This is a genomic window from Rhizobium sp. SG_E_25_P2, assembly GCF_029892285.1.
GTDB lineage: Bacteria > Pseudomonadota > Alphaproteobacteria > Rhizobiales > Rhizobiaceae > Rhizobium_E.
Genome location: NZ_JARXVM010000001.1, coordinates 445,766 through 471,526, shown reverse-complemented (window position 1 = coordinate 471,526; position 25,761 = coordinate 445,766). Strand labels below are relative to the sequence as shown.

The following is a 25,761-nucleotide window of genomic DNA, read 5'->3' as shown; positions in this document are numbered from 1 at the left end:
CGAGGTGTCTCCCGATGCAGCATAAGAAGGCCGTGGCGCCATCGCCCGACGCCGGCTATCCCGAAATCCTGGACATGCTGGATTTCCAGCGCTCCCTCGACGCCATCGCCGTCGAGCATAGGGGTAGACCCGACCAGGCGCGACCAGCCCTGCTCGCCTTTTTCCGTACCGTCAACGCAGAAGGCCGCGCCAAGGTGCGCGAAATCTTCAAGAGCGAAGGCCTGGGCATGGCCTGCGCGCGGCGGATCTCCTGGCTGGAAGACCAGATCGTCGCCGCCGCCTTTGACTACGCGACCGTCCACGCTTATCCCGGCAGCGGCAATTTCTGCGTCACCGCAGTCGGCGGCTATGGCCGCGCCACGCTTGCGCCCGGCTCTGACATCGATCTTCTTTTTCTGCTGCCGGGCAAGCAGACCGAAATGGGCCACAAGGCGGTCGAGTTCATTCTCTATCTTCTCTGGGACATGGGCCAGAAGGTCGGCCACGCCACCCGAACGATCGACGAATGCCTGAGATTGTCGCGCAGCGACATGACCATCCGCACCGCCATTCTCGAAACCCGCTATATCTGCGGCGCCCGCGCCCTTGAACAGGAACTCGAAGCCCGTTTCGACAGCGAAATCGTCAAGAACACCGGCCCGGAATTCGTCGCCGCCAAGCTCGCCGAGCGCGACGACCGCCACGTCAAATCCGGCAATACCCGTTATCTTGTCGAGCCGAATGTGAAGGAAGGCAAGGGCGGCATCCGCGATCTGCACACGCTGTTCTGGATCGCCAAATATTTCTATCGGGTGCGCGACACCGCCGATCTCGTGCGTCTCGGAGTTCTCTCGAAATCCGAATATGCCCTCTTCCAGAAAGCCGAGGATTTCCTCTGGGCGGTGCGCTGCCACATGCATTTCATCACCGGCAAGGCCGAGGACCGTCTGTCCTTCGATCTCCAGCCGGAAGTGGCTGCGGCGCTCGGCTATCAGTCGCGTCCCGGCCTTTCGGCTGTCGAGCGCTTCATGAAGCACTACTTCCTGATCGCCAAGGACACCGGCGATCTGACCCGCATTCTCTGCGCCGCGCTAGAAGACCAGCAGGCCAAGGAACAGCCCGGCATCGCCAATGTCTTTAGCCGCTTCGCCAATCGCCGCCGCAAGATCCCCGGGGCTGCTGATTTCGTGGAAGATCGCGGCCGCCTCGATGTCGCCGCCCCCGATGTGTTCAAGAAGGATCCGGTCAACCTAATTCGCTTCTTCCATGTCGCAGATCTGCACGGCCTCGAGCTGCATCCCAATGCGCTGAAAAGCATCACCCGCTCGCTCAGCCTGATCGACGATGACCTGCGTTCGAATGCCGAAGCCAACCGGCTGTTTTTGTCGGCGCTGACGACGCGGCGCGATCCGCAGCTCGTGCTGCAGCGGATGAACGAGGCCGGCGTTCTCGGACGCTTCATTCCGGAATTTGGCAAGATCGTCTCGATGATGCAGTTTTCCATGTATCATCACTACACCGTCGACGAGCACCTGATCCGCTCCGTCGGCGTGCTTGCGGCGATCGAGAAGGGCGAGGGCAAGGATGAGCATCCGCTCGCATCAGGGCTGATCAAGACGATCGAGGACCGCGAGACGCTCTATGTCGCCACGCTGCTGCATGACATCGCCAAGGGCCGTCCCGAGGACCACTCCATCGCCGGCGCTAAAGTCGCCCGCAAGCTCTGCCCGCGTCTCGGCCTTTCCCCAAAGCAGACCGAAATGGTCGCCTGGCTGATCGAGGAGCATCTGACCATGTCGATGGTCGCCCAGACGCGCGATCTCAACGACTGGAAGACGATCAACGATTTCTCCATGCGCATGCAGTCGCTCGAACGGCTGAAGATGCTGTTGATCCTGACGGTCGCCGATATCCGCGCCGTCGGTCCCGGCGTCTGGAACGGCTGGAAGGGTCAGCTCCTGCGCATCCTCTATTACGAGACAGAACTGGTGCTGGCGGGCGGCTTCTCCGAAGTCACCCGCACCGAACGCGTCCAGAACGCCCGCGACAAGCTGGCCCATGCGCTGTCGGACTGGCCCGAAAGCGAGCGCAAGGCCTATGTGCGCATGCACTACGCGCCCTATCTCTTGTCCGTGCCGCTCGAGGACCAGGTGCGCCATACCGGCTTCATCCGTGACGTCGACAAGGATGGCCGGGCGCTCGCCACCATGGCCCGCACCGACGCCTTCCGGGCGATCACCGAAATCACGGTGTTCGCGCCCGACCATCCGCGCCTGCTCGCCATCATCGCCGGCGCTTGCGCTGCGGCCGGCGCCAATATCGTCAATGCGCAGATCTTCACCACCGCCTTCGGCCGCGCGCTCGACACGATCCATGTCAGCCGCCAGTTCAAGGACGACGAGGACGAGTTGCGCCGGGCCACCACCATCACCCGCATGATCGAGGATGTGCTCGCGGGCAAGCGGCGCCTGCCTGAGGTCATCGCCACCCGCACCAAAGGCAAAAAGCGCGACAAGACGTTCAGCATCGTCCCGTCGGTGACGATCTCCAACAGCCTGTCGAACCGCTTTTCCGTCATCGAGATCGAATGCCTCGACCGGACGGGCCTGCTTTCGGACATCACCTCCATGCTCGCCGATCTCTCGCTCGACATTGCTTCGGCCCGCATCACCACCTTCGGCGAAAAGGTGATCGACACCTTCTACGTGACCGATCTGACCGGCGAGAAGATCACCACGGAAAATCGCCAGGCGCTGATTGCGGCGCGGCTGAAATCGGTGATGCCGGAAGATGACGACGGCGCTTCCCGTGTCGCCCCCGGCGTGGTGACCCCGCTTCAGCCCAAGGGCGTTCGCAAGCCGGCTTCTAGCGCATGAGCCTGGTCAAGAAATTCATGACCGTCGGCGGCGCGACCCTCGGCAGCCGCTTCATGGGTTTCGCGCGCGAAACCATGATGGCGGCGGCGCTGGGCACGGGGCCGATGGCGGACGCCTTCTACGCCGCCTTCCGCTTCCCCAATCTCTTTCGCCGGCTGTTCGCCGAAGGCGCCTTCAACGCCGCCTTCGTGCCGCTCTTCGCCAAGGAGATCGAGGGCGGCGGCAAGGAAGCCGCCAAACGCTTTTCCGAAGAAGTCTTCGGCGTCCTGTTCACGGTGCTGCTGCTCATCACCATCGTGATGGAGCTCGCCATGCCGCTGATCGTGCGCACCATCATCGCGCCCGGTTTCGAGCCCGGAACGGAAAAATACGAAATCACGGTCAAGCTGGCGATCGTGATGTTTCCCTATCTGATGTGCATGTCGCTGACAGCGATGCTGTCGGGCATGCTGAATTCGCTGCATCATTATTTCGCTGCGGCCATCGCGCCTGTTTTCCTCAATGTCATGATGATCGGCGCGCTCGGCTATGGCATGTGGACCGGCGCCGATCCGCTCGCCACCGCCTGGTATCTGTCCTGGGGCGTGCTGGGCGCAGGCCTGTTGCAGATGGCGGTGCTCTATCTCGGTGTCCTGCATGCCGGTATGTCGATCACCTTCCGCCGGCCGCGCATGACGCCGAATGTCAAGCGGCTGCTGGTGCTGGCGCTGCCAGCTGCGGTGACCGGCGGCATCACCCAGATCAACCAGCTCATCGGCCAGATGATCGCCTCCACCAAGGAGGGCGCGATCTCCGCTCTGCAATATGCCGACCGTATCTACCAGTTGCCGCTCGGCGTGGTCGGCGTGGCTGTGGGCGTGGTGCTGCTGCCGGAATTGTCGCGGGCGCTGCGCGCCGGCCATCTCCGGGAAGCGTCCACCATCCAGAACCGGTCGCTGGAATTCGTGCTGTTCCTCACGCTTCCGGCGGCGGCCGGCATCTGGGTGCTCTCCGATGAGATCATTCGCGTCGTCTATGAACACGGCGCCTTCAATCCCTCGATGACCGCGACCGTCGCCTCGATCTTGGCGATCTACGGCCTAGGCCTGCCCGGTTTCGTGATGATCAAGGGGCTCAACCCAGGCTTCTTCGCTCGCGAGGACACCAAAACGCCGATGCGCTTCACCATGATCGCCGTCGGCGTCAATTGCGCGCTCGCTTTGTCGCTCTTTCCCTTCATCGCCGAGCGCGGCATCGCCACCGCGGAGGTCGCTTCGGGCTGGATCTCGACCCTGCTGCTCGGGATCACGCTCTGGCGGCGTGGCCATCTCGAAATCGAGCCGGCCATGGCCTGGCGTGTGGTCAGGCTCATCATCTCTGCGCTGATCATGGCGGCGGCGGTGGAATACGCCTCGCGTTACGCAGCAGCCTATATTCGCGCCGAAAGCGGACTGTTCGAGCAGGTCGGCGCGGTGCTCGCGCTGATCGGCGTGGCCATGGTGGTTTATTTCGCGGTTGCCTTCGCCATCGGCGGCGCCAGCCTCGGCATGCTCAAGCGCAACATCAAGCGGGGCGCCGCAACGCCGCCTCCCACAGCCTCGGAGGACTGATGCGCAGCCTGTTTCTCGCAACGCTGGTGGTTTCAGATTACGATGCGGCCATCGCCTATTATTGCGACGTGCTGGATTTCACCCTCGTGGTGGACCAGCCGCTCGGCGATGGCAAGCGATGGGTTGTGGTGCGCCCCGACAAGACCGAAGGCGCAGGATTACTTCTCGCCCAGGCCGATGGAGCGGATCAGCAGGCGGCCATCGGCGCCCAGACGGGCGGTCGGGTCAGCTTCTTTCTCTCGACCGATGATTTCGCGAGAGATCACGCGCTCTATCTCAGTTGCGGCGTGACCTTCCTGGAAGAGCCGCGCCATGAGCCTTACGGAACCGTCGCTGTCTTCCGCGACGCCTTCGGCAATCTCTGGGACCTCATCGAGCACGCCAAATCCTCTTGATCCCACCGCATGCGCCGTGCATAAGCGCGGCCGTTAGCAACCTGGGCCTTTGGCCCTTGGGGCCCTCCACAAGCCCGGAGCGCTGAGAACAGCGTTCCCTATGAGGTCGATCATGAGCGAATTCAAGAAACTCGTCTTTTCCGGCGTGCAGCCCACTGGCAATCTGCATCTCGGCAATTATCTCGGCGCCATCAGAAAATTCGTCGCGCTGCAGGATGGCAACGACTGCATCTACTGCGTCGTCGACATGCATGCGCTGACGGCCCAGCTCGTCCATGACGACCTGCGCGGCCAGATCCGCTCCATCGCCGCCGCCTTCATCGCCTCTGGCATCGACCCGGTGAAAAACATTGTCTTCAACCAGTCGGCCGTGCCGCAGCACGCCGAACTCGCCTGGATCTTCAACTGCGTCGCCCGCATCGGCTGGATGAACCGCATGACGCAGTTCAAGGACAAGGCCGGCAAGGATCGGGAACAGGCCTCGCTCGGTCTCTACGCCTATCCGAGCCTGATGGCGGCTGACATCCTGGTCTATCGCGGCACGCATGTGCCCGTCGGCGACGACCAGAAACAGCATCTGGAGCTGGCCCGCGACATCGCCATGAAGTTCAATCTCGATTACGCCGAGCATATCCGCAAGGCGGGCTACGGGATCGACATCACCGTGGGCGAAGAGCCCGTGCACGCCTATTTCCCGATGGTCGAGCCGCTGATCGACGGCCCGGCGCCGCGCGTCATGTCGCTCCGCGACGGTTCCAAGAAAATGTCGAAGTCGGATCCCTCCGATCTCTCGCGCATCAACCTGATGGATGACGCCGACGCCATCTCCAAGAAGATCCGCAAGGCCAAGACCGATCCGGATGGTTTGCCGAGCGAAATCGACGGCCTCAAGGGCCGCCCGGAAGCCGATAATCTTGTCGGCATCTACGCGGCGCTCGCCGACAAGACCAAGATCGACGTCCTCGCCGAATTCGGCGGCCAGCAGTTTTCGGTGTTCAAGCCGGCGCTGGTCGATCTCGCCGTGAACACTCTCTCGCCGATCACCGGTGAAATGCGCCGTCTGATGGAGGACACGTCCCATATCGACGCTATCCTGAAGGACGGCGGCGAAAGGGCGCGGGCGCGGGCCGAAGTCACCATGAACGAAGTGCGCGACATCGTCGGATTTCTGGGCTAAGGCTGAGCCCGGATTTTAGGGGGCGGATCATCATGGTGTCCAAGCGACAGTCGCGGCTTGAGGGTCACCGCCGCAAGTTCATGGCGGTGATCGACAATTCTCCGGAATGTGGACGCGCCGTGCGTTACGCTGGCATGCGCGCCAAGAATTCCAGCGGTGGCCTGGTTCTTCTGTATGTGATCTCTGACGCCGACTTTAACCAGTGGATTGGGGTCGGCGACATCATGCGGGCCGAAGCGCGCGAAGAGGCCGAAACGATCATGGCTACCATCGCCCAGAAGGTGCGCAACGAGATCGGCGCGGAGCCAGAACTGGTGATTCGCGAAGGCAAGGCGTCTGACCAGATCCTTCAGCTGATCGAAGAGGACCGCGACGTCGCCATTCTCGTCCTCGCTGCGGGCAGCGGCAAGGATGGACCCGGCCCGCTGGTGCAGCAAGTGGCCGGTCGGGGCGCGGCGTTTCCCATTCCTGTTACGATCATCCCCGACAGCCTGACCGACGAGGATATCGACGCGCTGAGCTGATACGCGCCGAAAGATCACCGAAACTTGAGTCGTGAAACCTTGTTTGGCGGTCGTTTAAGGCGCATATCGCTTGCGGTTTGCCGATAAACAGCCTATTTGTTTATAACCATTCTAAAGTGCCGCCGTCTTGACCGGTGAGGACCACAGGAGCCCGACATGTTCATCCAGACCGAAGCCACGCCCAATCCGCAGACGCTGAAATTCCTTCCCGGCCGTATCGTGCTCGAAACCGGCACCGCCGATTTCCGCGGCCCCGACGATGCAGCGCAGTCGCCGCTCGCTGAGCGGCTGTTTTCGGTGCCAGGCGTCACCGGTGTGTTCTTCGGCTATGATTTCGTCACGGTCACCAAGGAAGACGCCGATTGGGCGCATCTGAAGCCCGCCATTCTCGGCGCCATCATGGAGCATTTCATGTCCGGCGCGCCGATCATGGGCGCAGCCCGCTCCGCCGAGGCAGAGGATATCGAAGGCGAATTCTTCGACCCGGCCGATGTGACCATCGTCGACACGATCAAGGAACTTCTCGAAAGCCGCGTGCGTCCGGCCGTGGCCCAGGATGGCGGCGACATCACTTTCAAGGGTTTCCGCGATGGCACCGTCTTCCTCAATATGAAGGGCTCCTGCGCCGGCTGCCCGTCATCCACCGCGACCCTGAAGCATGGCGTGCAGAATCTGTTGCGCCACTTCATCCCCGAAGTGCGGGAAGTCGAAGCGGTCTGACGGTTACGCATGCGCCTGCTTCTGATCGACACGTCCGGGCCTGTTTGCGCTGCCGCGATCTATGACGCGGAGGCGGACAGTTTGTTGTCGGCGCGATCGGAAACGATTGGCAAAGGTCATGCGGAACTACTGCCGGTGATGGTGGGCGAGATCGTCGCCGAATCGGGTGTGCCGCTCGCCGATCTCGATCGAATCGCCGTGACGATCGGCCCAGGCTCCTTCACCGGCATCCGAGTGGGCGTGGCCATGGCGCGCGGCTTCGCCGTTGCGCTCGGCAAGCCGGCGGTTGGCGTCTCCACCCTCCGCATTGTCGCCGAGAGCGTGCTGGAGATCGGCCCGCCTGCGCCGGTGATGGCGGTCCTCGACGCCAAGCGCGATGAAGTCTATGCACAGATCTTCTCCCCTGTGGGGGAAGCGCTTACCGAACCCGCCGCCTATGATTATGCGACCGCCAAGGCTGCGGCATCGCGGTTTCAGGCGATCGTCATCGGCTCGGGAGCTGGGCTGCTCGACGGCGGGCAATCGGGTGGTCCCGACGTTTTTCCCCTGCTGGCGATCGGGCGTATCGCGATGCGCCTGGATGAAGATGATCATGCCTCTCCTCTCTATATCCGTGGCGCTGATGCAAAGCCGCAAATTGGTTTTGCAGTGCAACATGCCTGAAGCAAGTCCCGCGCGTATATATTTCTAAAGGAGTTGGGCCTAAGCTCAGCTATCCGATACCCCGCATGCATGGATGGGAGCCATGAAACCAGGCGCTTTTCTTGAAAACCTCTTCGTCCGGAAAATAGAATTCGATATTTTTCCCGCTGAAAACTCTGATTGCGATGAGTTCTCTCGTCTGCATGGCGAGCGTTTCTATCGCCGCTGGGGCGATGGCGAGTTTCACTCGCTGATGACCCAGGACACCGTCTTCGGCTTTTCGGCCCGTGTGACCAGCGGACCGAGCCTTGGGCTGGGCGGCTTCGTCCTGGCGCGCGCGGCGGCTGGCGAGGCCGAAATCCTCACCATTGCGGTATCGGATAAATTTGGGCGTCAAGGTCTCGGCTGGCGGCTGATGCTGGCCGCCATGCGCGAAACCCGCGCCCGCGGCGGGGAAACGATCTTCCTCGAAGTCGATGAAGGCAATGTCTCCGCTCTCGGTCTCTACCGTAAATTGGGCTTTCGTCAGGTCGCCGAACGCAAGGGTTATTACGCCGACGGCGATGGCGGCCGATCCACCGCGCTTGTCATGCGCCTTGATCTTCGCTAGTTCCTCAGCCGAACCAGCTGAAGGATCGCGTTCATGGCGGATATCACGCGCACGCTCGAGGAACTCTGCGCCGAACGCGGCCTCAGGATGACAGACCAGCGGCGGGTCATTGCCCGCATCCTGCAGCAATCGACTGATCATCCCGATGTCGAGGAACTGCATCGTCGTTCCGCTGTGGTCGATGCGCGCATCTCGATCGCCACGGTCTATCGCACGGTAAAATTGTTCGAGGACGCCGGCATCATCGAGCGGCATGATTTCCGCGAGGGCCGCTCGCGCTACGAGACCGTGCCCGAAGAGCATCACGATCATCTGATCGATCTCAAGACGGGACGCGTGATTGAATTTCATTCTCCGGAAATAGAAGCGCTACAGGAGCGCATTGCCCGCGAGCATGGCTTCAAGCTGGTCGATCATCGGCTGGAGCTTTACGGCGTGCCGCTTGCACGCGATGATCAGGGCTGAGGCGCACATACATGGTCGCCTGGTTTCGGATCGTTTCTAGCCTGCTCGGCGTCTTCCTCGTCACCGTGCTTCTCTTGCCCTTCCAGCTGCTGTTTCTGGCGACCGGGCATCGCTGGCGCAATCGCCTGCCGCGGCTCTGGCATCGCGCCGCGCTCTGGGCCATCGGCATTCGCGTCGACGTGAAGGGCTCGCTCGGCGATCGCCGGCCGCTGCTCGTCGTCTCCAACCATTCCTCCTGGCTCGATATTCTGGTGATGGCCTCGGTGGCCGACGTCACTTACGTGGCCAAGGCGGAGGTGAAGAATTGGCCCGTGTTCGGCGTGCTGGCGCGGTTGCAGCGATCCGTCTTCGTCGAGCGCGACCAGAAGCGGAGGAGTCAGGACCAAGCCAATGACATGGCCGATCGGCTGAATGCCGGCGAGGTGGTGGTGCTGTTTCCTGAAGGCACAACCTCGGATGGCAATCGGCTGCTTGTCACCAAATCCACGCTGTTCGCCGCCGCCACGTCTGCTGCGCAGACGTCGCCCACAGGCCGCGTCGACGTTCAGCCCGCGGCCATCGCCTACACCCGAATTCATGGCATGCCGATGGGGCACTATCATCGTCCTGTCGCCGCCTGGCCTGGCGATATCGAATTGCTGCCGCATCTGATCGGCGTGCTCAGGATCGGCGCGATTGACGCCGAGGTGAATTTCGGCCCGCCGGTCGAGGTGACGACCGCCACGAACCGCAAGGCTTTGGCGTTTGAGGCCGAAAGCGAGATCCGCCGGCTGATGGAGGAATGCCTGCGCGATCGCGCCGTGCGCGACCTTTGACGCCGACGCTTCCATTTTCGGTCGAAAGGCACTAAAGAGCCGGCATGGACCAGATCGTTGAAAGCCCTGAAAAGAAGCCGCTCGCCAACACCCGCAAGGTGTTTGTGAAGACCTATGGCTGTCAGATGAATGTCTACGACTCCCAGCGCATGACCGACGCGCTGTCGGAGCAGGGCTATGAGCCGACCGATACGGTCGAGGACGCCGACCTCGTCCTCCTCAACACCTGCCATATTCGCGAAAAGGCCTCCGAAAAGGTCTATTCCGAACTCGGTCGCCTGCAGAAGATGAAGCGTAAACGGGCAAAAGCCGGGGCAGCTGACCTGAAGGTCGGTGTCGCGGGCTGCGTCGCCCAGGCCGAGGGCGCCGAAATCATCCGCCGCGCGCCGGTCGTCGATCTCGTCATCGGCCCCACGACCTATCATCGCCTGCCCGATGTTCTGGCCCGTGTCGAGAGCGGCCAGCGCGTGATTGAGACCGAATACGCCGTCGAAGACAAGTTCGAGCATCTGCCCGAGATCAACCGGGAAAAGACGCTCGCTCGCGGCGTTTCGGCCTTCCTGACCGTGCAGGAAGGCTGCGACAAGTTCTGCACCTTCTGCGTGGTGCCTTATACGCGCGGCTCGGAAGTGTCGCGTCCGCTGTCGCAACTGATCGTCGAAGCGCGCCGTCTCGTGGATGCCGGTGTGCGCGAAATCACGCTGCTCGGCCAGAATGTCAACGCCTGGCATGGCGAGGGTCCTGACGGCAAGCCCTGGGGCCTGGGCGATCTGCTCTATCATCTTGCCGAGATCGACGGCATTGCGCGGCTGCGCTACACCACCTCCCATCCCCGCGACATGGATATGCGGCTGATCGAGGCGCATCGCGACCTTCCCAAGCTGATGCCTTATCTGCATCTTCCCGTGCAATCCGGCTCCGACAGGATCCTGAAGGCGATGAACCGGCGTCACAAGGCGGAGGATTACATCAGGCTGATTGACCAGATCCGCGATGTCCGCCCCGATCTGGCGCTGTCGGGCGATTTCATCACAGGTTTTCCTGGGGAAACTGACGAGGATTTTGAGGACACTATCCGGCTTGTCGAGCGCGTCGGATACGCCTCGGCTTTTTCCTTCAAATACTCTGCCCGCCCCGGCACGCCGGGCGCCGATTTGCCCGATCATGTGCCGGAAGAGGTGAAAGCCGAGCGTCTTGAGCGTTTGCAGAAGCTCCTGATGGCGCAGCAGACAGCCTTCCAGCAGTCTCTGGTCGGCCAGACCATGGATGTGCTGATGGAGAAGCCGGGCCGCGAGCCGGGCCAGATGGTCGGCCGCTCGCCCTGGCTGCTGCCAGTGATTGTTGATGCAAACCCCGCGAAAATCGGTGACATTATCTCTGTGCGAATCACCAAGGCCGGGACCAACAGTCTCCACGCGGATCCCGCATGACAGACCGGCGCCGGCGATGAAAAGGAGCAAGGCGGTTTGACGAGACCCGAAGCGATGTCTTCCCACGAGCGCCAGCCCAAGCGACACCCGGCAGACGCCAATCACTTCGTCCTGACCTTCGAGAACAACCGCCTCGCAAGCGAGCTTTTCGGCCAGTTCGACCAGAACCTCAAACTCATCGAGGATCGCCTCCATATCGACGCGCGGACGCGCGGCAATACGGTGTCGATCACCGGAGATGTGCAGGCGACCAATATCGCCCGGCGCGCGCTGGATTATCTCTATGGCCGGTTGCAGAACGGCGGTCAGATCGAGGTCAATGACGTCGAGGGCGCCCTTCGCATGGCCCAGGCCGCTGATGATCAGTTGGTGTTTCCCGCGCTCGAGAAAAAGGCGAAGCTGACTATGGGCCAGATCTCGACCCGCAAGAAGACCATTGTCGCGCGAACTCCCACCCAGGACGCCTATATGCGGGCGCTGGAGCGTTCTGAGCTCGTCTTCGGCGTCGGCCCCGCCGGCACCGGCAAGACTTATCTGGCGGTGGCCCATGCCGCCCAGTTGCTGGAGCGCGGCGCCGTCGATCGCATCATCCTGTCGCGCCCCGCCGTCGAGGCCGGCGAGCGCCTGGGCTTCCTGCCCGGCGACATGAAGGAAAAGGTCGATCCCTATCTCCGGCCGCTGTATGATGCGCTTTATGACATGATGCCGGGCGACAAGGTGGAGCGGGCGATCACCGCCGGCGTGATCGAAATCGCGCCGCTCGCCTTCATGCGCGGTCGCACGCTCGCCAACGCCGCCGTCATTCTCGACGAGGCGCAGAACACCACCTCCATGCAGATGAAAATGTTCCTGACGCGTCTCGGCGACAATGCCCGCATGATCGTGACAGGCGATCCGAGCCAGGTCGACCTGCCGCGCGGCGTCAAGTCGGGCCTCGTCGAAGCGCTGCAGATCCTGCATTCGGTCGAGGGTATTTCCGTCGTTCGCTTCAAGGACGTCGATGTCGTGCGTCATCCGCTGGTCGCCCGCATCGTCCGCGCCTATGACGCCGAAGGCGCGGTTGACAGTGGTCGCGACGGCTGATGTCCGACCGTCTCGATATCCAGCTGTCGCTCGAAGAGGGCGACTGGCAGAGCGAAGATGTGCTGGAGGCTTTCGTGCGTCGCGTGCTTGAGCATGCGGCGACGCATCTGGCTGAGAAAGAGCGCCAGCCCTTTCCAAAGCAGCCTGTGGAAGTTTCGCTGGTCTTTACCAATGACGCCGCGATCCGCGAGATCAACGCCGAATGGCGCGAACAGGACAAGCCGACCAATGTGCTGTCTTTTCCCGCTTTTCCGCTCGCACCGGGCGGCAAGCCCGGGCCGATGCTGGGGGACATCATCCTTGCCGAGGAAACTTTGCGGCGTGAAGCCCTTGACCTTGGCGTTGCATTCGAGGATCATCTGACCCATCTCTTGGTGCATGGCTTCCTGCACCTGTTTGGTTACGACCATATGACGGAAGAGGAAGCGGCGGTCATGGAAGGTCTGGAGATCCGCATACTCGCGGAGCTTGGCCTTGAAAATCCCTACAGGGATGACGACCGGAACTGACAGTTGAGGCAATGAACGAATATTCTACACGGTCCAGTGAGGCCGACACAGGCGCTTCGGCGGTGAAATCCGCCGAGGACAGTTCGAGCGCGCAAAAAGGCGAGAGTACCACCGCGCCCAGACAATCTTTCTGGGCAAAGGTTGCTAGAATTCTGCGTCCGCAGAATGCGCATAGTCTCCGCGAAGATCTCGCGGATGTGCTGGCCACCGAAGAGAGCGCCAGCATCGGATTTTCCCCCATCGAACGGGCCATGCTCAAGAACACCCTGCGCTTCCGCGAAGTGCGGGTGGAGGACGTGATGGTGCCGCGCGCTGAAATCGAGGCGGTCGACCAGAACCGCTCCGTCGGCGATCTCATGCTGATGTTTCACGAGTCCGGCCGTTCGCGCATGCCGGTCTTTGCCGAAACCTTGGATGATCCCAGGGGCATGGTCCATATCCGCGATCTCATGGGCTACATGATCAAGGAAGCCAAGCGCCGCCGCGCCGCGCCGAAATCCGCCGCCCAGCCCGCAGCCGAAGGCGCGCCCGCGCCACGCGCCTCGAAAAGCTCCAAACCCTTCGATCTCGGCCGCATCAACACGGATGTGTCAATCGAGGAAGCCGGCATCCTGCGCCCTGTTCTCTTCGTGCCGCCGTCCATGCTGGCCTCCGAACTGATGGCCAAGATGCAGGCTGAACGCATTCAGATGGCGCTGGTCATCGACGAATATGGCGGCACCGACGGCTTGGTCTCGCTGGAAGACATCGTCGAAATGCTGGTCGGCGATATCGAAGACGAGCATGACGACGAAGAAATCCTGTTCATCCGCCAGTCGGATGACGTGTTCATCGCCGACGCCCGCATCGAACTCGAGGAGATCGCCCAGGCAATCGGCTCAGATTTCGACGTGTCCGGCCAGGTCAACGAAGTCGATACGCTGGGCGGCCTGATCTTCGCCGAACTCGGCCGCATTCCGGCCCGTGGCGAAGTCGTCCAGGCGGTGCCGGGCTTCGAATTCCACGTGCTCGACGCCGATCCCCGCCGGATCAAGAAGGTGCGCATCACCCGTGCCGCCGTGCGCCGCCGTCCGGCAAAAGACGCGGCGGATCATGCCGGTGCGGCAGACGCCGAAGGGCAGCCTGCAAGCTGATCCTCAGAACAGGGTCTCTCCATAGCCGACCAGATCGCCTTCCTCCGCAAGCGGGGGAGGGCAGGTTCCGTCTGATGGGGCTGAAACGGGCAAGAGCAGCGGCCCCACGCGCAGACAAGCGACGATCTCATCTGCCCGGACCTGACGCGGAAAAGCGGGTTCCTCGCCACCTGGCGTCGACAACGTGAAACGCCCGGCCTGCGGCGCCCTGATTTCACCCAGGAGATCCTTGGGCAGCGCAATCATCAGATCGATCCCATCGTCCTGATAGGTCATGGCGCCGATGCCGCGCGCCGCCATCATCCGCATCAACCGGCGCTCCGCCTTGTGGTCGGTCATGCATCGACCTCGATCGTGAACAGCAGCATTCCCGGCTCGACCCCGTCGCCATCGGCGGGCAGGATTTGCGTGATCACCCCATCGCACTCCGCTTCAACCGGATTGAGCAGTTTCATCGCCTCGATGATGGCGATCTGGTCGCCGTCGCGCACGCGGTCGCCCAGCTCCACGAAAGGCTTCGCCCCGGGCGCGGGCGAGCGGTAGAAGGTCCCGGCCATGCCGGCCTTGATCTGTCGCGTCGCGCTCTGCGCATCCGCCGTCGACGCGGGCGCTTGAGGGACGGCCGAAGGCTTTGGCGCTGCCGCAGGCTCGGCCTCCGACGCCTGTTTCACCAGCCTTATGCGCATGCCGCCTTCGGTCACGTCGAGCTCGTTGAGATCGGAGGCTTCAAGCATCCGCATCAGCCGGTCGATCAGGTCGAAATCCATCTGTGCTTACTCCACGAAAGACTGGATGGTGACATCAGCGGCTTCGAGCGACTGCCGAAGGGCGCGGGCGATCTCTACGGCCGAGGGCGTGTCGGAATGCACGCAGATCGAATGGATCGCGGTCTTCAGCCGCTTGCCGGTCACCGTCTCGATCGCTCCCGCCTCCAGCATCGAAAGGATGCGGCGCGCGATCTCGTCGGGGTCATGCAGCACCGCGCCGGGCAAGCGGCGGTCGACGAGAAAACCGTCATCGGTATAGGCGCGGTCGGCGAAGATCTCGGAGCGATAGTCGAGGCCCATCTCGTCCGCCGCCTTCTCCATCTCCCCAAGCGCGATCGTCAGGCAGATGAGTGTGGGATCGACGGCCCTGATCGCCCGGCAGGCGGCAAGCGCGATATCGCGGTTCTGCTGGCCGAGATTGCCGAGCGCCCCATGCAGCTTCACATAGCGGATCGCATGACCGGAATAGGCCGCCATCGCTTGGGCGGCGCCGATCTGATAGGCGATCAGCCGCTCCGTCTCGCCCATGGTGAAGGGGATGTTGCGTCGTCCGAAACCCCAGAGATCGGGATAGCCGGGATGCGCCCCCACCGCGATGCCTTTTTCCCGCGCCAGACGAAACGTGTTCGCCATCACTTCCGGATCGCCGGCATGCAAGCCGCAAGCGACATTGGCGGAGCTGACGATGTCGAGCATCGCCGCGTCGTCGCCCATCTTCCAGGCGCCGAAGCCTTCGCCCATGTCGGAATTGAGGTCCACCTTCATCGCCGTCTCCTGCCTGCGTCACCGTTGCTTCCTTAAAGCATGCGCAGGGGCGGTCGTCATCGCGCCCGCGACAAAGAATCTTCTCCGCCCCAGTAGGCAAGCTCGCTCGACTGATATATCAGATCGGGAGACACAGGAACATCCATGATAGAGGTAAACCCACCCCGCCTGTCCTTCGAAGGACCCGACGCGCTGTTGATCGACGGCGCGATGGGGGCGTTTTCCGACGCCGTGCAGGAAAAGATCTGGGCGTTGGCCGAAAGCCTGCGCGCTTTCCCCGGAATGATCGAGACGGTTCCGGGCATGAACAACCTGCTCCTCGTCTTCGACCCCTTTCTGACGGACGCTGATCAATTGCAGGCGGATATCCTCGCGGGCTGGAGCATCGTGGGCGCCGCAAGGCGGGGCGTGGTTCGCGATGTGCCGGTTCGCTATGGCGGCGAGGACGGACCCGATCTCGAAGATTTCGCCCGCGCCAAGGGCATGACCGCAGACGAGGTGATCGCACGCCATGCGGCGCCGCTCTATTCGGTGGCCGCCGTCGGCGCCATGCCGGGCTTCGTCTATCTCTCCGGGCTCGATCCGCAACTGGCCGCCCCGCGCCTCTCCAATCCGCGCGACGGCGTGCCGGTCGGCTCCGTCATTGTCGGCGGCGCGCAGGCGGGCATCATGCCGGTGACGGCGCCGTCCGGCTGGCATATTCTCGGCCGCACCGATCTCGGCCTGTTCGACGCGACCCGCGACAGGCCAGCGCTCTTTGCCCCCGGCGATCGCCTGCGTTTCGTGCCGGAGGCGCGGCGATGATCGAAATCCTCACCTCGGGCCTGATGAACAGCGTCCAGGATCTCGGCCGTCCGCTTTATCTCGATCAGGGCGTCGGCCGCGGCGGCGCGATGGACCGGCAGGCGCTGACGGCGGCCAATCTGCTTGTTGGCAATGAGGCTGGCGCGGCAGGGCTGGAAATCGCCGTCTTCCCGTTCCGCCTGCGCTTTCACGCGCCCTGTCTCGTGGCGATGACAGGCGCTGTCGCTTTCGCCCAACTCGGCAATCGCACCTTTCCGGCCTGGTGGGCGCGGCAGGCGCAGGCGGGCGACGAGCTTCGCATAGACGCTCCCAGCGCCGGCGCGCGCGTGATGCTGGCTTTCTCGGGCGGCATCGACCTGCCCCTCGTTCTCGGCTCCCGCGCCACGGATTTGAAAAGCGGCTTCGGCGGGCTGGAGGGCAGGGCGCTGAAGCGCGGTGATCGCCTCGCTCTCGGCCCCAGCCGCATCCGCGCGAAACAACCCGCTGGCCATGGCCTCGATCCAGTGCTGCTCGGCCGCGACGATCCCGCGCTGTTGCGCATCATGGCTGGCGCCGAATATGCTGATTTTACCGACGAGGCTCGGTCTGTCCTGCTCGGCTCCGACTTTATCGTCAGCCGGCAAAACAATCGTCAGGGCATGCGGCTGGAAGGCGATCCGCTGATCCTCACGCGCAAGCTCGAACTGCACTCCCACGGCATCATGCCGGGCACGGTGCAGGTGCCTCCGTCGGGACAGGCGGTGATCCAGCTCGCCGAGGCCAATACCTGCGGCGGCTATCCGAAGATCGCCCATGTCATTGGCGCTGATCAGTGGAAGCTCGCCCAGGCCCGCGCTGGCGACCGGCTGCGCTTTCGTCTCATAGACCGCGCGGAAGCGCTGGCCGCCGAGCGCGCCGCCCGGATGTTTGAAACCAAAATCGCCCATCTCGCGCCGCTCGCGCTGAAGACCTGAGAGGGAAGCATGTCCAAAAAGCCGATCATCATTCTGGGCGCCGGCATTGTCGGCGCATCGACCGCGGCGGAACTGGCGCTGCGCGGCGAGCCTGTCCTGCTCATCGATCGCCAGGAGCCGGGCCTCGGGGCCTCTTTCGGCAATATGGCCAGCATCGCCGTCAATGGCTTCGAGGCCGTGTCGCGGCCGGCGGTCTGGAAAAAGATCCCCGGTTGGCTCGCCGATCCCGTCGCGCCGGTGGCGGTCAATCCTGTCTATGCCTTCAAGATGCTGCCCTGGTTCCTGCGCTTTCTCGCCGCCGGCCGTCCAGACCGGATCAAGGAGATCGAGGAGGCCGGCGCCAATCTGGCCCTTCGCTCGCTTGCCGATCTCAAGACACTGCTCGGCCGCGTCGGGTCTATGGATATGCTCAGCGACACTGCCTGCCTGCAGCTGTTCGGCACCGAAGCCGAATTCGCGGCCGGCCGCGCCAATCTCGCGCTGATGGATCATTTCGGCCTCAAATACGAGGTGCTTTCCGGCCCGCGCCTGCGCGAGGTCGAGCCGCTCCTGAACCCGGCTCTGCCGAAGGCGGTGCTGCTGCCGGACAATCATTTCGTCACCAGCCCCCACGGCCTTGTGCTGCGTCTGGTCGAGGCCATGCGCGCCCGTGGCGGCGCTTTCCTCAAGGGCGAGGTCACGAGACTGGAGCGCGACGAGCGCGGCGTCACCGCCGTCATTCTCACTGACGGCAAGCGCATCGAGACCGACCGGGTGCTGATCGCCATGGGCGTGCACAGCCGCGATCTCGCCAAAGCGGCGGGCGAACCCATTCCGCTGGAGACCGAACGCGGCTACCACACCCAGATCATGGCCCCTAGCGTCGATCTCAAATGGTCACTGATCTGGCCGGAGCGGGCCTTCATGATCACCCCCACGGCGGGCGGCGTCCGCGTCGGCGGCTCGGTGGAAATGGCGGGGCTGGAGCGCGCGCCCAACTGGCGTCGCGCCCGTTTCCTGGTCGAGCATGCGCGCTATGCGCTGCCGGGTCTCAAGGTGGAGGAGGCCACCGAATGGATGGGGCACCGCCCGGCGCTGCCGGATACGATCCCGGTCCTCTCGGCGTCTTCGACCACGCGCGGCCTTTACTATTCGACCGGCCATGGCCATTTCGGCCTGACCTATTGCGCCACAACCGCGCTCGCCATGGCCGATCTGATGACAGGCCAGACGCCGCCGATCGATCTGACGCCTTATCGCATCAACCGCTACTGACACGCGGCCCCGAACAAGAGGAAGACCCATGCGCTGGAAACGTACGATCCAACTGGTGGATGTTCACTGCGAAGGCGAAATCGGCCGCTTGGCCACCGGCGGCGTGCCGAACATCCCCGGCAAAACCATCGCCGAGCAGCTCAACTACATCAACACGGTGGATGACAGCCTGCGCCGTTTCCTCTGCCTCGAACCCCGACAGGGGCCGCTGGGCTCGGTCAATCTGCTGTTGCCGCCCAAGCGCGAGGGCGCCGACGCCGGCTTCATCATCCTGCAGGCCGATCAGGCGCACGCCATGTCCGGCTCCAATTCGATCTGCGTCACCACGGCGCTGTTGGAGACCGGCATCATCGAGATGAAGGAGCCGGAAACGGTGGTCATACTCGACACCGCCGCCGGCCTCGTCAAGGCCACCGCCACCTGCCGCGACGGCCGTTGCGAACGGGTGGAGCTGACCATGACGCCCTCTTTCGTGCTCGATCTCGATGTCGAGGTCGACACGGGGACCTGGGGCAAGGTGAAGGTCGATCTCTGCTATGGCGGCGTGTTCTACGCCATAGCGGACGCGAGCGCCGTGGGCCTGACCATCGACAAGGCGAACGCCCGCGAGCTCGTCGCCGCCGGCATGGCGCTCAAGGATCTCATCAACCGCACGATCCCGGTCGTACATCCGGAAATCCCCGAAATCCGCGGCGTCGCCTATGTGATGTTCCGGGGCGAGGAGCCCGATGGCGCGGTGCGCACCTGCACCACCATGTGGCCCGGCCGCGTCGACCGTTCGCCCTGCGGCACCGGCAGTTCCGCCAATCTCGCAACGCTCCATGCGCGCGGCAAGGCCAAGATCGGCGACACCTTCATCTCGCGCTCCACCATCGGCACGGAATTCCGCGTTGGCCTGAAAGACGTCACCACCATCGCCGGCCGCCCCGCCATCATCCCCACCATCTCCGGCCGCGCCTGGACCTTCGGCATGACCCAGGTGGCGCTCGATCCCTTCGACCCCACTGCGGAGGGATTTGCGGTCACGGATGTATGGGGGCCGCAGGCGGGGGAGATACGGTGAGGGTCTACGTGGGCTTGGTCAGCGAGATGGTTGCCTCTGGCCCCTTGCTGTCATTGACCTGCAACGAAAAAGTCGCGAAATCCTAGGTTTCGCGACTCCTCCGGTTGTTTGCCCCTTCCCTTCGAACGAGGGGTAAAAATGATCAGGCGCGGATTGCCTGCGCCACAGTCTCGGGGGCTTGCTCGATCACTTTCAGCAGCACTATTGCGGCGCGATCCGGTTGGCGGCGCTTCTGCTCCCAATCCTTGATCGTGCCGGCGGATAGGCCATAGCGCTTCGCAAACTCCGCCTGCGAAAGCCTCTGGCGCTTGCGAATGGCCGCCACGTCGATCGTTTCAGGAACGAAAACAGCGGCGGGTTCTGCGCGGCCCTTTGCGATCGCCAGTGCTTCATGTGCGCTCTGGATAAGCTCTTTTCCGAAAGTCACACCGTATTCTTTCTCTGTCTATAGGCATCCACCAGCTTGGGGAGGATGCGGGCCAGTTCGTTCCGTTCCGCTTTCGAGAGGTTGCCCTTTTCGTTCTTCACGTAGATCGCCTAGGCGAAAACCGGAATATCTCCGCCCTCGAAGTAATGAACAGTCCGGAATCTACCGCTTTTCCTTGACCTTTACGGGCATGACGCAGCTTGCGCGCCCCGCCGGTTCCAGACTCGTTAACAAAGTATTTCTATTGGTAAGACACGTCCTCAATCACTGCGACACCAAGCATGTTCTTTAAAGGAAGTAGGTTTTTTGGCAATTTTCCTGCGATAGCCGAGAAAGCCTGCGCACTAATCTCACGATTTTCTGATGCCTCAACTGCCTGCATAACTGCTACGTACTTTACACATTGGTAGAGGCCGCGAACGATATCTGCTTCGTTGGAAATTTCTGTTTTGACTTCCACTGCGATCCAGCCCGCTTTCGTGACGAAAGACACGTCGAGCTTATCCCCTGAGGGCAGGGGGTGCTCGCACTTGCCGCCGGCTGTCGAAGCTGGGAGGCCAACGACCTCTGGATGTACTGCGACGAATTCCTTCATCTTTCGATGACTTTCGCTTTCTCCTCCTCCGCGACCAGCAGCGGCCTCATTGACTTTTGCAAAGGATTGGTTGACCGGAGGTAGATCCAAAATTTGTAGTACTTCCCGCCAACGCGGATACCCATAGATATGCGCCAATTCTGCATCGACGATTGCTCGTTTTCTAACTGTCGACAAAGAGCTGAAGTCTTCCTTCTTAATCAAAAACCACCCGATGCCTTCACCTGGAAGATGTGTGTTTTTGTTGAGTACTAGGCACTGGATCGGAGGGATTTTTTGCTTCCAACGTTTGCTTAAATTTTCTAATGTCCGGCCAATGCTTCCCAGGACAAAATTTAGGTTCCGCGGATTCGACATGCCAAGTTCGTCTGCTAGATCGGAATAGAAGATACTGTTTCCTGATTCAGCCTGACGTACGAGCATCGGCAGGGCTCGTCGGGCTCTTTCTTGATACAGACTTTCACCAGATATGGGTTCGGCAATATGGGCAGTAACTCGATCCAAAATCTATCTCCAACGTGTCGGGCAGCTTTTACAGCAACGAAAGAAAAACTATCATACAACTCTAAATGTACGAATAATCAAGCCGGGAACTTTTGACTTTGGCGTAAAAGAGTTCGCTTCAACCCGCTGACGCTCCCCCCACAAACAGAAAGACCGTCATGGCCGGAGGGCGGCGCCATGACGGTCTCTGTGATGCGGACAAGAGTTAGGGGCGTCTTGGTCCGCGTGCCCGGCCGGGCGGGGGACTTGCCTTTTGCCGGGTTTTCGCAGCCTTAGGGGCGTGGCTGCTATGACCAAGAGATGGCCCCGACTTTGTGGCATTTCAATGGATCGGCCAGGCAAAGAAATGTTAATTCTTGTTAATGTAAAGACATACTGAGCGCGCCGTCACACTATGGGACGGGCCTGCGGCTCCAGTCTTGCCTGGTTCACATGGAAGTATTGGGCCCTGTCGCCGAGCGCTTCGAAGAGATGCGCGTCAGTGCCGGTCATGAAGGCCTGGGCGCCAATTCTATCCATGAGGTCGAACAGCGCGGCGCGGCGATGGCGGTCGAAATGCGCCCCGACTTCATCGAGCAGCAGGATGGGCGCGTGTCCGGTCATCGTCGCGGTCAGTTCGGCATGGGAGAGGACCAGCCCCGCCAGCAGCGCCTTCTGTTCGCCGGTCGAGCAGAGCGCGGCCTCGATCGATTTCTCCTTGTGCAGCACCATGAGATCGGTGCGGTGCGGTCCATCCAGCGTCCGCCCCGCCGCCTGGTCGCGCCTGCGGCCCTGTTCGAGGAGATTGGCGTAATGGTCTTCGAGATCGATCGCCGGCCGGTCCAGCCCGCCATCGAGAAAGCCTTCGAGCGTCAAGAGCGATTGCGGAAAGCGGCTCGCCTCCTCGGCCCGTTCCGCAAGCCTTGCGATCAGCGCCACCACTTCCGTGCGGGCGAGCGCGATGGCGACGCCGAGGCCGGCCATCTGCCGCTCGATGGAACTCATCCAGTCGGCGTCATAGCGTCCGTCTTCGAGCAGTCTGTTGCGCATCTTCATGCTGCGCTCGAAATCGGCGGCGCGGCGGCCATGCGCCGGATCGAGCGACAGAACCAGCCGGTCGAGAAAGCGCCGGCGCTCGGAGGCCGGGCCGGTGAACAGCCCGTCCATCGCTGGCGTCAGCCAGAGCACGCGCAGATGATCGAGCAATTCGTCGCCGCTTTTGGCGTCGGTGCCGTTGATGCGCACCCGCCGTGCGGCCGCATCCGGCTGCACGCCGGTGCCGATCTCGACATCGCCCTCCATGCCCTCGACTTCGGCGAACACCGAAAAGCCCGCCTCTTCGCCCTTCAGCGCCACGTCTGAATAAACAGCCCGGCGCAATCCGCGTCCGGGCGAGAGCAGCGACACCGCTTCGAGAAGATTGGTTTTGCCTGAGCCGTTTTCGCCGGTCAGCACCACATGCCGCGCATCAAATGTGAGAGCGGCGGAGCGGTAGTTGCGATAGGCGGTCAGCGCGAGACGCCGGATGAACACTTTCTGAGGCATGCCCTGCCTTTAGAGCAATTCGCAGCTGGCAGAAAGCCGCAACAATGCATGGGAAGCGATCAGGCGCCGATCAGCCGCACCCAGGCGCGGGCGAGCGCCAGCCCCATGGCATCGGCCGTCCGGCCTTCGATCTCGGCGCGTTCTGGATAGCTCTGCAGCCAGTCCGGGTCCATGCGCGCCACGGCTTCGGGAAAGGTCTTCACCCAGGTCGCGACCACATCGCGGTTGGCTTCGAAATGAAACTGCATGCCGTAGCTCGCCCGTCCCACCCGGAAGCACTGATTGGTCGCCGTCTCATTGGTCGCCAGCCGCACTGCGCCTTCGGGCAGGGTGAAGGTGTCGGAATGCCATTGAAAGATCGGGAAGGCCTCATCCGCGACCGACAGGACGGGATCATCGGCGGCCGCTTCTGTGCGCCGCACTTCGCGCCAGCCGATTTCCTTAGCTTGGTTGAGAAGATTGGTTGCGCCATGGCCGCGCGCCAGCAACTGGCTGCCGAGGCAGATGCCGAGCACCGGCTTGTCCGCCTCGCCGAAGCGCCGCATCAGCGCTGCGAGATGCGGCAGATAAGGGTGCTTTTCGTCGTCGAGAGCGCTCTGTTCGCCGCCCAGCACCACGACCGCGTCATAGCCATCCGGCTCGGGCAGCGGATCGCCCTGCCAGGCGCGGCAGAGCTCGATGTCCGCTTGCGCCTCTTCGAGCGCGATGCCCACATTGCCCCAGGGGGTGGAATGAATATTCTCGACGATCAGGACGCGCATGCGGATTTCCAACTGAGTTTCGCAGACGCTAGCGGATTCGCTCGGGAATGCCAGCCACAATCCGGCTCAAGGATTGGGTTTGCCGACTGATCGGATCGAGGCGACCAGTGTGCCGGCATGGGCGAGCGCCGTTGCGGTCGCGTTCAACATCGGCGGCAGGATCATCCATTCGAGCGTCCAGGCGGCGCCGGACCGCTCCTGTTCATGCACCAGCGATTGATGCAGGCCCGATATCTGCACGGCGTTGAAGCGGGCGAGCGCAACAAGCGTCTCGGCCAGCACCGGGTTCTGCTTATGCGCCATGGCGGAGGAAGCGCCGCCGCCTGACATCACGATCTCGGCCATCTCGTTCTGCGCCATCAGGGCTGCGTCCTGGCCCATCTTGCCGAGCGCGCCGGTAACCTGCGACAGCCAGCTTCCGAGCGCGACTATACGGTCGCGCTGGGCATGCGGCGTGTAATCGGGCGCAGAAAGCCCAAGTCTCGCCGCCAGCAAGGCCCGCAGCGCCTCGGCCTTGTCGGCATATTTATCCGATGTCCCCGCCGCGCCCGCGAGCGTCAGGATCAGGTTTCTGGCGCTGACATCAGCGACATCGTGGAGCGCCCGGGCGAGCGGCGCCCGCCAGGCCTCGATGCGGTCGCGCGCGGTGATCGGGATCGCCGCCTGCATCCGCGTCCGGCCCATCAGCGCATGATCGCCCTGGCTGGCGACGAGAGCGGACAGCGCCGCTGAGACGGCGCCCAGCCGGCTCTCCAGCAGCTCGAGCGCGGGCTTCAGCTTCAGCGCCAGCGCCGTGTCGATCACATCCTGGCTGGTGGCGCCGACATGCAGGCTCTTGGCCGCCTCGCCGCCGATATGGGCGCGCATTTGCCGGATAAGATCGGGCGGCACGACGCCGTCTTTCAGAACGGCGCGGGTGAGCGAAGCGACATCGGGGGAAAACGTCGCGGTCTTTGCACGGATCGCCTCTGCGTGATCGGCAGGGATCATGCCGAGTTCAGCCTGGGCTGCCGCGAGTTCGACCTCAAAGCGCAGCATGGCGGCGAGATCGGCCTTCGTGCCCATCAGCTGCGCCATCTCCTGATCCGTCAGGAGGGCGTCGAGAAAAGCGAGGGCGATCTGGCTCATGAGAACAGTCCGATACTGGCAAAGGCGAAAGGCGAGCTGTGACGCCCGCCTCTGGAGTTTAGACGCGTTCGAGCGCGATGGCGATGCCCTGGCCGACGCCGATGCACATCGTGGCCACTGCATAGCGGCCGCCGGTCAGCGTGAGTTCCAGCGCCGCCGTGCCGGCAATGCGCGCGCCGGACATGCCGAGCGGATGGCCGAGCGCGATGGCGCCGCCATTGCGGTTGACGCGCTCGTCATCGTCGGCGACGCCCAGCTGGCGCAGCGTGGCGAGTCCCTGGCTGGCGAAGGCTTCGTTGAGCTCGATCACGTCGAGCTGGTCCTGGGTCAGGCCCAGCCGGTCGAGAAGCTTCTGGGTCGCGGGCGCAGGCCCGATGCCCATGATGCGCGGCGGCACGCCGGCGGTCGCCCCGCCGAGAATACGGGCGATCGGCGTCAGGCCATGCTTTTTCGCCGCCGCTTCCGAGGCGATGATCAGGGCGGCGGCGCCGTCATTGACGCCAGAGGCGTTGCCGGCGGTGATCGTGCCGTCGGCGCGCACGATCGGCCGGAGCTTGCCGAGCGCCTCAATCGACGTGGCGCGGGGATGCTCGTCCTTGTCCACGACGATGGCGTCGCCCTTCTTCTGCGGGATGGTCACCGGCGTGATTTCGCGGGCGAGACGACCATTGGCCTGCGCGGCCGACGCCTTGGCCTGCGAGCGCACGGCGAAAGCGTCCTGGTCTTCGCGGCTGACTTGATAGTCGTCGGCGACGTTCTCCGCCGTCTCCGGCATGGAATCGACGCCATACTGCTTCTTCATCAGCGGATTGACGAAGCGCCAGCCGATGGTCGTGTCGTGGATTTCGGCCGCGCGCGAAAAGGCGCTCTCGGCTTTCGGCATCACGAAGGGCGCGCGGCTCATGCTTTCCACGCCGCCGGCGATGATCAACTCGGCTTCGCCGGCCTTGATGGCGCGGGCAGCGGTGATCACCGCATCCATGCCGGAGCCGCAGAGCCGGTTCATCGTCGTGCCGGGCACGGAGACGGGCAGGCCTGACAGCAGCGAGGACATGCGGGCAACGTTGCGGTTGTCTTCGCCCGCCTGGTTGGCGCAGCCGAAGATCACCTCGTCCACGGCGGCGAAATCCACCGAGGAATGCGCCGCCATCAGCGCCTTGAGCGGCACGGCGCCGAGATCGTCGGCGCGGACGGAAGACAGCGAGCCGCCGAAGCGACCGATGGGCGTGCGGATATAGGCGCAGATGTAAGCGTCTGACATAAGAGGTT

Annotated in this window: 27 protein-coding genes; 18 read left to right on the top strand and 9 right to left on the bottom strand. The window is 63.0% G+C overall.

What is annotated here, in order from left to right; genetic code table 11:
- Positions 1–14: 14 nt before the first annotated feature.
- From M2360_RS02190 to M2360_RS02125, 14 genes are all read left to right on the top strand, one after another.
- Complete coding sequence (locus M2360_RS02190; protein ID WP_280772727.1) at positions 15–2,855, top strand: [protein-PII] uridylyltransferase; 2,841 nt, start codon at positions 15–17, stop codon at positions 2,853–2,855.
- On the top strand, positions 2,852–4,444 hold the full coding sequence (gene murJ, locus M2360_RS02185; RefSeq protein ID WP_280772726.1) for a murein biosynthesis integral membrane protein MurJ: 1,593 nt from the start codon (positions 2,852–2,854) through the stop codon (positions 4,442–4,444). Before M2360_RS02190 ends, murJ begins: the two co-directional genes overlap by 4 nt.
- Positions 4,444–4,839 carry a VOC family protein gene (locus tag M2360_RS02180; protein WP_280772725.1) on the top strand — a complete coding sequence of 132 codons (396 nt, stop codon included), beginning with the start codon at positions 4,444–4,446 and terminating at the stop codon, positions 4,837–4,839. The genes murJ and M2360_RS02180 overlap by 1 nt, the downstream gene beginning before the upstream one ends.
- A gap of 112 nt (positions 4,840–4,951) precedes the next feature.
- Positions 4,952–6,016 carry a tryptophan--tRNA ligase gene (trpS, locus tag M2360_RS02175; RefSeq protein WP_280772724.1) on the top strand — a complete coding sequence of 355 codons (1,065 nt, stop codon included), beginning with the start codon at positions 4,952–4,954 and terminating at the stop codon, positions 6,014–6,016.
- 32 nt (positions 6,017–6,048) lie between these two features.
- A complete protein-coding gene (locus M2360_RS02170) occupies positions 6,049–6,540 on the top strand; it encodes a universal stress protein (protein WP_280772723.1) in 492 nt (163 codons plus the stop codon).
- A gap of 156 nt (positions 6,541–6,696) precedes the next feature.
- Positions 6,697–7,260 (top strand): NifU family protein, encoded by a 564-nt coding sequence (locus M2360_RS02165; RefSeq protein WP_280772722.1) that lies wholly within the window; start codon positions 6,697–6,699, stop codon positions 7,258–7,260.
- Positions 7,261–7,269: 9 nt separating this feature from the next.
- The gene (gene tsaB, locus M2360_RS02160) at positions 7,270–7,923 is read left to right on the top strand and encodes a tRNA (adenosine(37)-N6)-threonylcarbamoyltransferase complex dimerization subunit type 1 TsaB (protein ID WP_280772721.1); all 654 of its coding nucleotides are present in this window, start codon (positions 7,270–7,272) and stop codon (positions 7,921–7,923) included.
- Positions 7,924–8,005: 82 nt separating this feature from the next.
- Entirely contained in the window at positions 8,006–8,512 is a 507-nt protein-coding gene (locus M2360_RS02155) for an N-acetyltransferase (RefSeq protein ID WP_280772720.1), read from the top strand.
- 33 nt (positions 8,513–8,545) lie between these two features.
- On the top strand, positions 8,546–8,977 hold the full coding sequence (locus tag M2360_RS02150) for a Fur family transcriptional regulator (protein WP_280772719.1): 432 nt from the start codon (positions 8,546–8,548) through the stop codon (positions 8,975–8,977).
- Between the two features lie 11 nt (positions 8,978–8,988).
- Entirely contained in the window at positions 8,989–9,792 is an 804-nt protein-coding gene (locus tag M2360_RS02145) for a lysophospholipid acyltransferase family protein (RefSeq protein WP_280772718.1), read from the top strand.
- 44 nt (positions 9,793–9,836) lie between these two features.
- Positions 9,837–11,222 carry a tRNA (N6-isopentenyl adenosine(37)-C2)-methylthiotransferase MiaB gene (gene miaB, locus M2360_RS02140; RefSeq protein WP_280772717.1) on the top strand — a complete coding sequence of 462 codons (1,386 nt, stop codon included), beginning with the start codon at positions 9,837–9,839 and terminating at the stop codon, positions 11,220–11,222.
- A gap of 54 nt (positions 11,223–11,276) precedes the next feature.
- A complete protein-coding gene (locus tag M2360_RS02135; protein WP_280773068.1) occupies positions 11,277–12,305 on the top strand; it encodes a PhoH family protein in 1,029 nt (342 codons plus the stop codon).
- Positions 12,305–12,814, top strand: a complete 510-nt coding sequence (ybeY, locus tag M2360_RS02130; protein WP_280772716.1) for an rRNA maturation RNase YbeY — start codon at positions 12,305–12,307, stop codon at positions 12,812–12,814. The genes M2360_RS02135 and ybeY overlap by 1 nt, the downstream gene beginning before the upstream one ends.
- Positions 12,815–12,825: 11 nt before the next feature.
- Entirely contained in the window at positions 12,826–13,947 is a 1,122-nt protein-coding gene (locus tag M2360_RS02125; RefSeq protein WP_280772715.1) for a hemolysin family protein, read from the top strand.
- A gap of 3 nt (positions 13,948–13,950) precedes the next feature.
- Here the strand turns inward: M2360_RS02125 and M2360_RS02120 are convergent, their stop codons facing one another.
- Genes M2360_RS02120 through M2360_RS02110 form a run of 3 tightly spaced genes read right to left on the bottom strand, consistent with a single transcriptional unit; the run spans position 13,951 to position 15,479 of the window.
- Positions 13,951–14,286 (bottom strand): hypothetical protein, encoded by a 336-nt coding sequence (locus M2360_RS02120; protein ID WP_280772714.1) that lies wholly within the window; start codon positions 14,284–14,286, stop codon positions 13,951–13,953.
- A complete protein-coding gene (locus tag M2360_RS02115) occupies positions 14,283–14,714 on the bottom strand; it encodes a biotin/lipoyl-containing protein (protein ID WP_280772713.1) in 432 nt (143 codons plus the stop codon). Before M2360_RS02115 ends, M2360_RS02120 begins: the two co-directional genes overlap by 4 nt.
- 6 nt (positions 14,715–14,720) lie before the next feature.
- On the bottom strand, positions 14,721–15,479 hold the full coding sequence (locus M2360_RS02110) for a 5-oxoprolinase subunit PxpA (RefSeq protein ID WP_280772712.1): 759 nt from the start codon (positions 15,477–15,479) through the stop codon (positions 14,721–14,723).
- A gap of 144 nt (positions 15,480–15,623) precedes the next feature.
- Here M2360_RS02110 and pxpB point away from each other — a divergent pair, with 144 nt between their 5' ends.
- From pxpB to M2360_RS02090, 4 genes are read left to right on the top strand one after another with little or no spacing between them, the layout of a single operon-like run.
- Positions 15,624–16,283, top strand: coding sequence for a 5-oxoprolinase subunit PxpB (gene pxpB, locus M2360_RS02105; RefSeq protein ID WP_280772711.1), 660 nt, complete (start codon positions 15,624–15,626; stop codon positions 16,281–16,283).
- Complete coding sequence (locus M2360_RS02100) at positions 16,280–17,236, top strand: biotin-dependent carboxyltransferase family protein (protein WP_280772710.1); 957 nt, start codon at positions 16,280–16,282, stop codon at positions 17,234–17,236. The genes pxpB and M2360_RS02100 overlap by 4 nt, the downstream gene beginning before the upstream one ends.
- Before the next feature lie 9 nt (positions 17,237–17,245).
- The gene (locus tag M2360_RS02095) at positions 17,246–18,490 is read left to right on the top strand and encodes an FAD-dependent oxidoreductase (RefSeq protein ID WP_280772709.1); all 1,245 of its coding nucleotides are present in this window, start codon (positions 17,246–17,248) and stop codon (positions 18,488–18,490) included.
- Between the two features lie 28 nt (positions 18,491–18,518).
- Positions 18,519–19,553, top strand: a complete 1,035-nt coding sequence (locus M2360_RS02090) for a proline racemase family protein (RefSeq protein WP_280772708.1) — start codon at positions 18,519–18,521, stop codon at positions 19,551–19,553.
- Positions 19,554–19,695: 142 nt separating this feature from the next.
- Here M2360_RS02090 and nadS read toward each other — a convergent pair whose 3' ends face one another.
- The 6 genes from nadS to pcaF all read right to left on the bottom strand — a co-directional run bounded on the left by nadS (position 19,696) and on the right by pcaF (position 25,753).
- On the bottom strand, positions 19,696–19,980 hold the full coding sequence (gene nadS, locus M2360_RS02085; RefSeq protein ID WP_280772707.1) for a NadS family protein: 285 nt from the start codon (positions 19,978–19,980) through the stop codon (positions 19,696–19,698).
- A gap of 241 nt (positions 19,981–20,221) precedes the next feature.
- Positions 20,222–21,079 (bottom strand): hypothetical protein, encoded by an 858-nt coding sequence (locus tag M2360_RS02080; protein ID WP_280772706.1) that lies wholly within the window; start codon positions 21,077–21,079, stop codon positions 20,222–20,224.
- A 387-nt stretch (positions 21,080–21,466) separates the two neighbouring features.
- Entirely contained in the window at positions 21,467–22,603 is a 1,137-nt protein-coding gene (gene recF / locus M2360_RS02075) for a DNA replication/repair protein RecF (protein ID WP_280772705.1), read from the bottom strand.
- Positions 22,604–22,662: 59 nt separating this feature from the next.
- Positions 22,663–23,364 carry a type 1 glutamine amidotransferase gene (locus M2360_RS02070; protein ID WP_280772704.1) on the bottom strand — a complete coding sequence of 234 codons (702 nt, stop codon included), beginning with the start codon at positions 23,362–23,364 and terminating at the stop codon, positions 22,663–22,665.
- Positions 23,365–23,430: 66 nt separating this feature from the next.
- Positions 23,431–24,492 (bottom strand): 3-carboxy-cis,cis-muconate cycloisomerase, encoded by a 1,062-nt coding sequence (locus tag M2360_RS02065; protein WP_280772703.1) that lies wholly within the window; start codon positions 24,490–24,492, stop codon positions 23,431–23,433.
- A gap of 58 nt (positions 24,493–24,550) precedes the next feature.
- Positions 24,551–25,753 carry a 3-oxoadipyl-CoA thiolase gene (gene pcaF / locus M2360_RS02060; RefSeq protein ID WP_280772702.1) on the bottom strand — a complete coding sequence of 401 codons (1,203 nt, stop codon included), beginning with the start codon at positions 25,751–25,753 and terminating at the stop codon, positions 24,551–24,553.
- Between the last annotated feature and the right edge of the window lie 8 nt (positions 25,754–25,761).